Genomic DNA, 8527 nt, shown 5'->3' with positions numbered 1-8527 from the left:
GGTCATGAGCGCATCGATGCAGAGGCTTGAGGAGGTCCTCGGTGAACCCGACCGGGTGGTCGTACCTCCCCCCTGGGACCGTTCTGCCGCAGAGACCGGAATCGTCCTGCCGCAGGACTACCGCGCCTTCGTCGACCGTTACGGGTCCGTCCGGATCTGCAACGACCTTCTGGTGTGGAGCCCGTCGATCCAGTTCGACCCGCACGGTTTCGAGAAGTTCGTGCGGGCGAGCAGGTTCGCGGAGGAAGACATCCTGCTTGCCTACGAGGACAAGGAGGAGGACATTCCTTTCGAGGTCCACCCTGCTCCCGGCGGCCTCCTCGCCTGGGCGAACAACAGCAAAGGCGACTACTGCTTCTGGCACATGGTGGGCGAGGACCCGGAGGCATGGCCAGTGGTGGTGTGGATCCAGGACGATTTCAAGTGGGACGTCGTCGACGCCACGACGACGGAGTTCCTCGCCGACGTCATCACGGGTTCCTACGGCCTGGCGAACGACATCCTGACCCGAATCCAAGGCGCCCCCCTGTGGAAGCACGAAGGCGACTGGACCGGGAGGTTCTGAACCGTCGGGGGCCGGGAACCGCTCCCGTCCCGCAGGTGCGCAGCCGACCGCAGGCCCTCGGCGGTAGGCTGCGCACCGAATTCAGGGAACCGTCGTCGGCGACGACGCGGTGGCGGAAGCGGCGCATGCCGGGTCCGTGAGCGAACTCGTAGGTGGCGCTCTCCGCTCCGGAGCGGACCGCGCAGCGGCCTTCCACTCGGGTGTCCGCTGTCCGGCACGGATGTGGACCTGAAGGTCGCGGAGTTCTCGCGGGGAGGTCGACGTTTCGGGCGCGGAGGGTTGCCGCTGCAGGCGGGGTCGAGGAACCGCGCGGCTGCCCGGCCGACCCGCCCCCGCCCGGTCCGACCGTCGCTGAGGCCGAGTCGGCCCGGTCGTGGCCGCCCTTCGCGGAACAGGGCGGTCGGCCATGCGCCGTTCAGTCCTCGGCGAGCCGCATCGGCCCCGGATGGGCGGGCCTGATCCGCAGCGTCGCCGCCTGTGACCGAGGGGCGGCCAGCAGCGCGGCACTGGCGCCGTACTTGGCCCGGTAGGCGGCATCGACCGCCCCGGCCGGCCGGTCGCCGCCCGTTTCCACCAGGACGTCCCAGTCGCGGTCTCCCACCCGGACGCGTCCGTGGCCGTGCTCCTGTGCCGCCCGGTACCAGCGCGAGGTCGTTCCCCGTGCGGCACGGACGTGGAGGTCGCCGCGTACGACGACCATGCCGACCTCGACGCCGGGGTGAGTGCCGTCCCCCACGCTCAGCACGAGCGAGTGGGCACCGTCGAGCAGCAGCAGTTCACCCTCCGTCCAGGCCGTCACCGGCTGTCTCCGTCCGTGGCAGCCGCCCTGGACCCGGGGTGGTCCGCCGTCCATGAGGCGAGGATGCGCAGGGCGTCGTGCGAGGGGCCGCCGGGGTCCGCGGTGAGGACCATGAGGCGCTGGCCCGAGCCGTCGGGGCTGTCCCAGGTGTCGCAGTCGAGCGTGAGGTCCCCCACGAGCGGGTGCCGGTAGCGCTTGGTTCCGCTGCCGGCGCCGAGCACCCGCTGCTCCGCCCACCAGACTCGGAAGTCGGGGTCCTGCACGGACAGTTCACCGACCAGGCGGGCGAGCTCGGGGTCGGCCGGGTCGGTCGCCGCCGCCATCCGCAGGGCGGCCACGGTGTCGCGGGCGTCGTGCGTCCAGTCCAGGTGCATGGCCCGGAACGCCGGGTCGGTGAACATCAGGCGGACGTAGTTGCGTCGGGCGGCGGGAAGCCCCGCGAAGTCGGTGATGAGGGCGGCGGCCGCCGGGTTCCACGCCAGGACGTCCAGCCGCTTGCCCAGGACCAGGGCAGGAGTCTGGCCGAGCTGTTCGAGCAGGCGTTCCACAGCGGGGCGCACCTGCTGCCCGGACTTGCGGCGGCGGGGCCGGGCGTCGGCCTTGCCCGCGAGTTCGTAGAGGTACTTCTGCTGGTCCTCGTCGAGGCGCAGCGCGCGTGCGAGGGGCACCAGGACGGATGCCGAGGCCTGGACCCGGCCCTGTTCAAGCCGGGTGTAGTAGTCGACGCTGATCGAGGCGAGCAGGGCGACCTCCTCCCTGCGCAGCCCGGGCACCCTGCGGGGGGAGCCCGAGGCCGGCAGCCCGCACTCCTGCGCGGTCAGCTGACCCCGGCGGGCGCGGAGGAAGGAACTGAGTTCGCTCGTGTCGGACCGTGGGTTCATGCCTTCCAGTATGTCCGGGGAATGCACACGTGTGAGGGGGCAGGTTCCTTCCCGGTCAGGGCGCAGTCCTTCGGCGGACGAGCGAAGGAGATGTCGCGCGGCCGGCGACCCGGGCGCCGACTGAGGTGCCGGCCTGTCGTCATTTGACGGATGTGGTGCCTCCTTCCGGCGGGCACAGTGGGGTTGACCGCCCGAGGGGCGGTCAACCTGCCGGGCCCTGTGCGTCCGGCGGGGGAGAGGGGGAGGGATCCTTCCCCGGCAAGAACCTGGCTCTCCCGCCCGTCTTCCGCCGCAGGTAGAAATTTCTCAGGACGAACCGGAACACCGGATCCCGAACCTTTCACCAGGAGAACATCCATGAACCGCAGCAGCGTGACCTTCCAGAGCGCAGGCATTTCGATCGCCGCCCATCTCTACCTCCCGGACACGGCGGCGCGGGGCCCGTGGCCGGCGCTGGTGGTGGGCCACCCGGGTACCGCCGTGAAGGAGCAGACCTCGGGGCTGTACGCGCAGCGGATGGCGGAGCGTGGCTTCGTCACCCTGGCCTTCGACGCCGCCTTCCAGGGCGAGTCCGGTGGTGCGCCGCGCGGTCTGGAGGACCCGGCCCAGCGTGTGGAGGACTTCAAGGCGGCCGTCTCCTACCTGACCACGCGTGCCGAGGTGGACCCCGACCGCATCGGCCTGCTGGGCATCTGCGCCTCGGGTGGCTATTCCCTGGCCGCCACGGCCGGGGACCACCGGGTGAAGGCGGTGGCCACCGTCAGCGGTGTCGACGTGGCGCGCCAGTTCCGTCTCGGCCCCGACGGGACCCAGGACCCGGCGGTCTTCCAGGGCCTGCTCGCCGCTGCGGGCGCGGCCCGCAGTGCCGAGGCGCGCGGCGAGGGCGTCCAGGTCTTCCAGCTGTTCCCCGACACGGTCGAGCAGGCCGGGGCCGCCGGCGGCGAGCACGGCATCGAGGGCTTCGAGTACTACTGCACGGCCCGCGGCGAGCACGAGCGCTCGACGAAGTCGCTGCCCTGGGCCAGTGTCGACAAGCTCGCCTTCTTCGACGCCTTCCACGCCGTCCCCCTGATCGGGCCGCGCCCTGTGCTGCAGATCGTCGGCAGTCGCGCCGTGACCTCCTGGATGGCCGTGGAGGTGCACCAGCGCGCCACCGGCCCGAAGGAGCTGCACTGGATCGAGGGCGCCAGCCACGTCGACCTCTACGACAGGAAGGAGTACGTCGACCGCGCCGTCGCCAAGCTCACCGACTACTTCGACGGCACCCTCGACAACGCTTCCTGATCAGGACACGTCCGTGTACACCGAAGCGTGCTCAGCCGCGGACGGCGGCTGGACATGCGGCGGGTGAGGGGGCTCAACGGAAGGCGGCGGCGTTCTCCGACGCCCACTGCCGGAAGGGCCTGGCTGCTGAGCCGGTGACCTGTGCAACCGTGTCGCGCACCCGCAGCAGTGCCTCGTTGACGTCTCCGCCCGTCACGTCGAGCACCGCGTCTGCGGCCTCGGCGCCGAAGACGGCGGCCATCCGGGCCCGGGTCTCCTCCCGGCCGGTCTCTGCGAAATCCACCTTCCGCCCCAGCACCTCCGCGATGGACTCGACCTGCTGACGGGCTGACACCCGCTCCGGACCGGTCAACGCGTACGTCCGGCCGCGGTGGCCGGGCTCGGTCAGAGCGACGCGTGCCACCGACGCGATGTCCGCAGGGTGGATCGTGGGCAGTCCGATGTCCGCGTACGGCATGCGGACCGTCTGCCGCTCGCGGATCCGGCCCGCCCACATCAGGGCGTTGGAGGCGAACTGCGTCGGCCGCAGGATCGTCCAGGCCATGCCGCTGTCCTTGAGCAGCCGCTCCACAGCCAGGTTCTCGTCCGCGGGACCAAGGTGCGGGTGCGTCTGGACGGTGATGGACGAGACGAGCGTGACGTGCTCCACGCCCGCCTGCCGGGCGGCGTCGATGATGTCGGCGTCCGGGCCCAGGCGTGACACCAGGAACAGTGAGCGGACGCCCTCCAGCGCCGGCCTCAGCGACGCCGCCTCGGCGAAGTCACCCTCGACGGCCTCCACCCCCTCGGGGAACTCCGCCCGGGCGGCATCGCGGGTGAGACCCCTCAGCGGACCGGCGCCGTACGCCTGCAGTTCCTTCAGCAGAGCACCTCCGACGTTCCCGGTGGCACCTGTCACGAGAATCACGAGCGTTTTCCCCTTCATCGATCGATCAACCAGGAGGGACTCTAGAAGTTGAAGCGGAGTTGAAGTCAACGCATCCCTTGACGGCTCGCCCGAGCGGGCACTGTGTCGTCACCGCGTGTGATGTCTGGGCCCCGTGACGGCCGACTTCGGGAGAAGGTCGAACTTCCGGGGTCGCCGTCGCATCGTGTAGGTATGACCTCGATTTCTGTGGCGCCGGCGGCGTCCCGGCCCGGCGGCGCCGAGCTGGTGCTGGCAGCCGGGCGGGGTGACACGGCGGCTCTCGGGCTGCTGCTCGAGGGCTACCGTGCCCGGCTGAACCGCCAGGCGCTGGCGCTGCTGGGTGATCCGCAGGACGCCGCCGATGCTGTGCAGGACACGTTCCTGATCGCCCTGCGCCGGCTGTCCGAACTGCGCGATCCGGCGTCCTTCGGCGGCTGGCTGGCTCGGATCCAGCGCAACGTGTGCCTGATGCGGCTGCGCGCGGCTCGCGAGAGGCCGGCCGAGGACGTCACCGCCCGGCTCGACCGGGCGCGGCCGGTGCCCTCGGCCGAGGAGTGCGTGGAGCGCCTGGCCCTGTGCGACTGGGTGTGGCAGGCGCTCGGGGAGCTCCCCGAGCCCCTGCGGGTGACCGCGATGCTGCGCTACTTCGGCCGGCAGCACTCCTACCAGGAGATCGCCGCGATCACCGGCGTGCCGCTGGGCACCGTGCGTAGCCGGCTGCACCAGCTGCGGGCGGTCCTGGCGAAGCGGCTGCTCGGTGAGGCCGCGCAAACGACCAGTGCCGCGCGGGAGGCCGCCGGTCAGTGGGCCCGGCGGTTCGACGAGGCGTTCGAGGCGTTCAACCGGCGCGGCGATCCCGGGCCGCTCGCCACCGTCTTCTCGCCCGACGTGACGGCGCTGGTGGCCGACGGGCCCGAGCTGCGCGGTCGCGGCGAGGTGCGGTCGCTGCTGCTGGAGGGCGATCTGGCGGACGGCGTCGGCTACCAGCTGGTCAACGTGGTCGCCAGTGGTGACCTCGCCGTCGTCGAAGCGCGGTTCGTCAATCCTCCCGCCGACCCCTTCCACTGCCCGCCCGCGTTCACCCAGGTCCTCCACCACCACGGGTTCCAGGCGCACCGGGTGATCACCTACTACGCCGCCAGGCCCGACGGCGACCCGTTCCGCGACAACGGATGACACCAGGAGCCGGCCATGTTCCGGGAACTGTCCCGACGCTGCTTCGCAGCCGCCTACGACACCATCAACGGACCCGCCGAACGCGCGGGGCTGCGCGAGCGCCGGCGCACTCTGCTCGCACGGGCGGCCGGTGCCACGATCGAGATCGGTGCGGGTACCGGACTCAACCTGCCGCACTACCCGGCCGCGGTCGGCCGGCTGGTGCTGGTCGAACCCGATCCGCACATGAGGCGCCGCCTTCGCGCACACGCCCGCGGGCCGGGCCGGGTTACCGAGATCCTGGACGCCTCGGCTGAGCAACTGCCCTTCCCGGATTCCTCCTTCGACACCGCCGTGGTCACCTTCGCCTTGTGCAGCGTCCCCGAGGAGCAGCGCGCACTGGCGGAGATCGCCCGTGTCCTGCGGCCGGGCGGGAGGCTGCTGTTCCTCGAACACGTCCGCTCCGCGGACCCGAAGGTCGCCGCCCGGCAGGACAAGCGGCCCTTCCCCTACCCGCTGATCGGCTGCCACCCCAACCGCGCGACGCTGGAGGCGATCGAGGCCTCCCCGCTCACCGTCGAGTCGGTCCTGCGGGGCGAGGTGCCGAAGGTCCCCAGGGTCGAGAGCCCGATGATCGTCGGCAGCGCCCGCCGGCCGGCCCCCGGCGTGTGAACGAATCCCGGCGAAGAGACAAGGCGGATGGGGGAGAGACGAGGAGGCACGGCCATGAACGAGAGCACCGCACATGAGCTGGCCGACAAGCTCATCACGTTCCTGGAGACCGGCGACCCGCCGGAGGGGCTGTTCCGGCCGGACGTGTTCTGCGACTTCACCCTGCCGCTGTGGCGCCTGCAGGTCGCTGGCGTGGAGGAGGTCGTCCAGGCACGTCGTCGGTCCCATCCGGCCAAGGGGACGGTACCGCGCTGGCGCTGCGACCCCACAGCGGTCGGGTTCGTCCTGGAGGTCGAGGAACGCTGGACCGACGCCGACGACCACTGGTACTGCCGCGAGCTGTTCCGCGCCGACGTGACCGCCGGTGCCATCAGCGACCTTTCCGTCTACTGCACCGGCGACTGGGACTCCGCGCAGCAGGAGCGCCACGGCCGCGAGGTCGCCCTCGTTCGGCCGTAGTCCGCGTCCCCGACTCGTTCGGGGTCGGTGAACTCCACGGTGACGAAGTACTTCGAGGCCTCCGAGGTGTTGTTGCGGATCTCCAGGTGCGCGACGGGGAACGTCGCGGCGTTGATCTCGCAGCCCGCGACAGTGACGTCACCGGCCGGCGGGTGGCCGGTGTTGTTGGAGCCGGTGAGCGGCGTGCCGGGGGAGGCGGGCGAGTTCGGCCTGTCGGCGGCACCGCCGATCGAGACGACGATGGCGATGACGGCGCCGACGACCGGGGGCACACCGGGGCAGCCTCAGCCCTTACCCGCGTCCGAACCGGCTCTTGGACTGTGCGGGGGGGGGGCGGGTGGGGCTCCCCTGTGTGCTGGGAGCGCTGCCCCGGTCCGGCTGTCCGTTGGGTGCAGGCCGCCACCGTCGCACCGGTGCGCGCTCGCTTGGGCTCGGCGCCCTCTTCGGTGCTGCCTGCGCCGGGCCGGTGGACCGGGCGGTCACCGGGCCGGCGCAAGCGGAGCGGTCAGGACGCGCGCGGGAGCGGGAGCGCGGCGGCGTCGGCGAGGCGTTCGTAGGCGCGGCGGACCGCCGGCACCAGCCGGGCGGCGGACTCCGGGTCGGCCTGTTCGGCGCCGAGGCGCAGGATGTTCCCGCTGCGCCGGTCCGCGGGGACGTCCTCGCCACGAGGGGTGACGAGGACGTGGAAGTGCGGGTGGTTCTCGCCGAAGACCATGAGGTAGGTCGCGGGCGCGCCGGTCACCTCGGTCACCGCCGCGACCAGGTCGCGCGCGCGACGGCCGAAGGAGGCCAGCTCGGCCTCGTCGAGTCCGGTGATGCGCTCGGCGTGCCGCCGGACGCGCAGGACGAACCAGCCGGGGACGTCGTAGCCGGGCACCCGCTCTCCCGACCAGAGGGAGTCACGGAAGACGACGGAACGGTCTTCGTTCTGTTCCAGGCCGCACATGAAGCAGTCGGCGTGGTGGCTGGACGGGTTCAAGGGTCTCCCTCGATGGCGGTTGTGCGTGTGGTCCGGTCGGGCGGCGACGCACCGACGGGGCGCCGGGTCGGGGCGCCGGGACGGCACCCGGTACCCCGTCGGTGCGCCGGTGGTCCGGCGCTTGCCCGGCTCCGAGGTCGGACGGCCCCGGAGCCGGACAACGCCGGTGTCAGACGGCCCCGGTGAGGATCAGCATCGGGTCGGGCATGGGGGTGCGCAGCGCCCAGGACCGGCCGATCAGGTCCTCGACGTCGGCTCCGGCGCGGCGGGCGGCCAGCATCGCCTCAGGGTCGAAGGCGGGGCCGACCGCGTCTGCGCTGTACTCGGGCCCCCGCATGTAGCCGGTGGCTTCGTCCGGGTCGGCGAAGTTGTCGATCTGCATCTCGACGAAGCCGCCGTCCGGGTCCTGGTAGTACAGGGAGGTGGTGACGCCGTGGGCGATGCACACGGCCGGGGCGACGCCCTTGTCGCGCAGCAGTTCGTAGCGGGCGAGCAGGTCGTCGAGGTGGTCGAAGGTGTACGCGACGTGGTGGGCCGCGGCCGTCGTCGGCTTCCTGCGTTCCAGGGGTACCGGCGGCGTGAGCAGGGCGACGCGGTGGTGCTCCTCGTCGTAGGTGATGAAGCACAGGCTGTCGTTCTGGAACACGACGTGTCCGTCGAGAACGGCGCAGTACCAGTCCCGCATGGCGGTGGGGTTGCCGGTCTGGAAGACGACGTGGGCGAACTTCGGTGTGGCGGTCATCCGATCCTCCTTGATCGAATCTGCGGGCGTCCGCGCGGAGCGGTCTCCACCGGCCGGTCGTCGCGCCCGCCGGCCTGGTGGAAG

General features: G+C 71.8%; 11 protein-coding genes. 5 read left to right on the top strand and 6 right to left on the bottom strand.

Features of this window, described 5'->3' with window-relative positions; genetic code table 11:
- Positions 1–4: 4 nt before the first annotated feature.
- The gene (locus ACFUK0_RS03500; protein WP_380246348.1) at positions 5–565 is read left to right on the top strand and encodes an SMI1/KNR4 family protein; all 561 of its coding nucleotides are present in this window, start codon (positions 5–7) and stop codon (positions 563–565) included.
- A gap of 415 nt (positions 566–980) precedes the next feature.
- Here ACFUK0_RS03500 and ACFUK0_RS03495 read toward each other — a convergent pair whose 3' ends face one another.
- Complete coding sequence (locus tag ACFUK0_RS03495) at positions 981–1364, bottom strand: DUF2255 family protein (protein WP_380246347.1); 384 nt, start codon at positions 1362–1364, stop codon at positions 981–983.
- The gene (locus tag ACFUK0_RS03490) at positions 1361–2245 is read right to left on the bottom strand and encodes a helix-turn-helix domain-containing protein (RefSeq protein ID WP_380246346.1); all 885 of its coding nucleotides are present in this window, start codon (positions 2243–2245) and stop codon (positions 1361–1363) included. Before ACFUK0_RS03490 ends, ACFUK0_RS03495 begins: the two co-directional genes overlap by 4 nt.
- A 357-nt stretch (positions 2246–2602) precedes the next feature.
- On the opposite strand from ACFUK0_RS03490, the gene ACFUK0_RS03485 reads away from it, so the two are divergent.
- Positions 2603–3529, top strand: a complete 927-nt coding sequence (locus tag ACFUK0_RS03485; RefSeq protein ID WP_380246345.1) for an alpha/beta hydrolase — start codon at positions 2603–2605, stop codon at positions 3527–3529.
- 73 nt (positions 3530–3602) lie between these two features.
- Here ACFUK0_RS03485 and ACFUK0_RS03480 read toward each other — a convergent pair whose 3' ends face one another.
- Positions 3603–4436, bottom strand: coding sequence for an SDR family oxidoreductase (locus ACFUK0_RS03480; protein ID WP_380246344.1), 834 nt, complete (start codon positions 4434–4436; stop codon positions 3603–3605).
- 192 nt (positions 4437–4628) lie between these two features.
- On the opposite strand from ACFUK0_RS03480, the gene ACFUK0_RS03475 reads away from it, so the two are divergent.
- From ACFUK0_RS03475 to ACFUK0_RS03465, 3 genes are read left to right on the top strand one after another with little or no spacing between them, the layout of a single operon-like run.
- Complete coding sequence (locus ACFUK0_RS03475) at positions 4629–5612, top strand: sigma-70 family RNA polymerase sigma factor (RefSeq protein WP_380246343.1); 984 nt, start codon at positions 4629–4631, stop codon at positions 5610–5612.
- A 15-nt stretch (positions 5613–5627) separates the two neighbouring features.
- On the top strand, positions 5628–6263 hold the full coding sequence (locus tag ACFUK0_RS03470) for a class I SAM-dependent methyltransferase (RefSeq protein WP_380246342.1): 636 nt from the start codon (positions 5628–5630) through the stop codon (positions 6261–6263).
- Between the two features lie 54 nt (positions 6264–6317).
- Positions 6318–6722, top strand: a complete 405-nt coding sequence (locus ACFUK0_RS03465) for a hypothetical protein (protein ID WP_380246341.1) — start codon at positions 6318–6320, stop codon at positions 6720–6722.
- Here the strand turns inward: ACFUK0_RS03465 and ACFUK0_RS03460 are convergent.
- From ACFUK0_RS03460 to ACFUK0_RS03450, 3 genes are all read right to left on the bottom strand, one after another.
- On the bottom strand, positions 6650–6994 hold the full coding sequence (locus tag ACFUK0_RS03460) for a hypothetical protein (protein ID WP_380246340.1): 345 nt from the start codon (positions 6992–6994) through the stop codon (positions 6650–6652). The two genes, ACFUK0_RS03465 and ACFUK0_RS03460, sit on opposite strands and share 73 nt — an antisense overlap.
- Before the next feature lie 233 nt (positions 6995–7227).
- A complete protein-coding gene (locus ACFUK0_RS03455; protein ID WP_380246339.1) occupies positions 7228–7701 on the bottom strand; it encodes a hypothetical protein in 474 nt (157 codons plus the stop codon).
- A gap of 169 nt (positions 7702–7870) precedes the next feature.
- Positions 7871–8443, bottom strand: coding sequence for a VOC family protein (locus tag ACFUK0_RS03450; protein ID WP_380246338.1), 573 nt, complete (start codon positions 8441–8443; stop codon positions 7871–7873).
- Positions 8444–8527: the final 84 nt, after the last annotated feature.

Source organism: Kitasatospora sp. NPDC057223, from assembly GCF_042669755.1.
GTDB lineage: Bacteria > Actinomycetota > Actinomycetes > Streptomycetales > Streptomycetaceae > Kitasatospora.
Note: the sequence above shows the minus strand (reverse complement) of the source record. Positions and strands in the feature narration are given on the sequence as shown.

Coding starts and splice junctions, on each gene's coding strand:
- ACFUK0_RS03470 (WP_380246342.1), top strand. CDS start 5,628: ATGTTCCGGGAACTGTCCCGACGCTGCTTCGCAGCCGCCTACGACACC.
- ACFUK0_RS03450 (WP_380246338.1), bottom strand. CDS start 8,443: ATGACCGCCACACCGAAGTTCGCCCACGTCGTCTTCCAGACCGGCAAC.
- ACFUK0_RS03475 (WP_380246343.1), top strand. CDS start 4,629: ATGACCTCGATTTCTGTGGCGCCGGCGGCGTCCCGGCCCGGCGGCGCC.
- ACFUK0_RS03485 (WP_380246345.1), top strand. CDS start 2,603: ATGAACCGCAGCAGCGTGACCTTCCAGAGCGCAGGCATTTCGATCGCC.
- ACFUK0_RS03465 (WP_380246341.1), top strand. CDS start 6,318: ATGAACGAGAGCACCGCACATGAGCTGGCCGACAAGCTCATCACGTTC.
- ACFUK0_RS03500 (WP_380246348.1), top strand. CDS start 5: ATGAGCGCATCGATGCAGAGGCTTGAGGAGGTCCTCGGTGAACCCGAC.
- ACFUK0_RS03490 (WP_380246346.1), bottom strand. CDS start 2,245: ATGAACCCACGGTCCGACACGAGCGAACTCAGTTCCTTCCTCCGCGCC.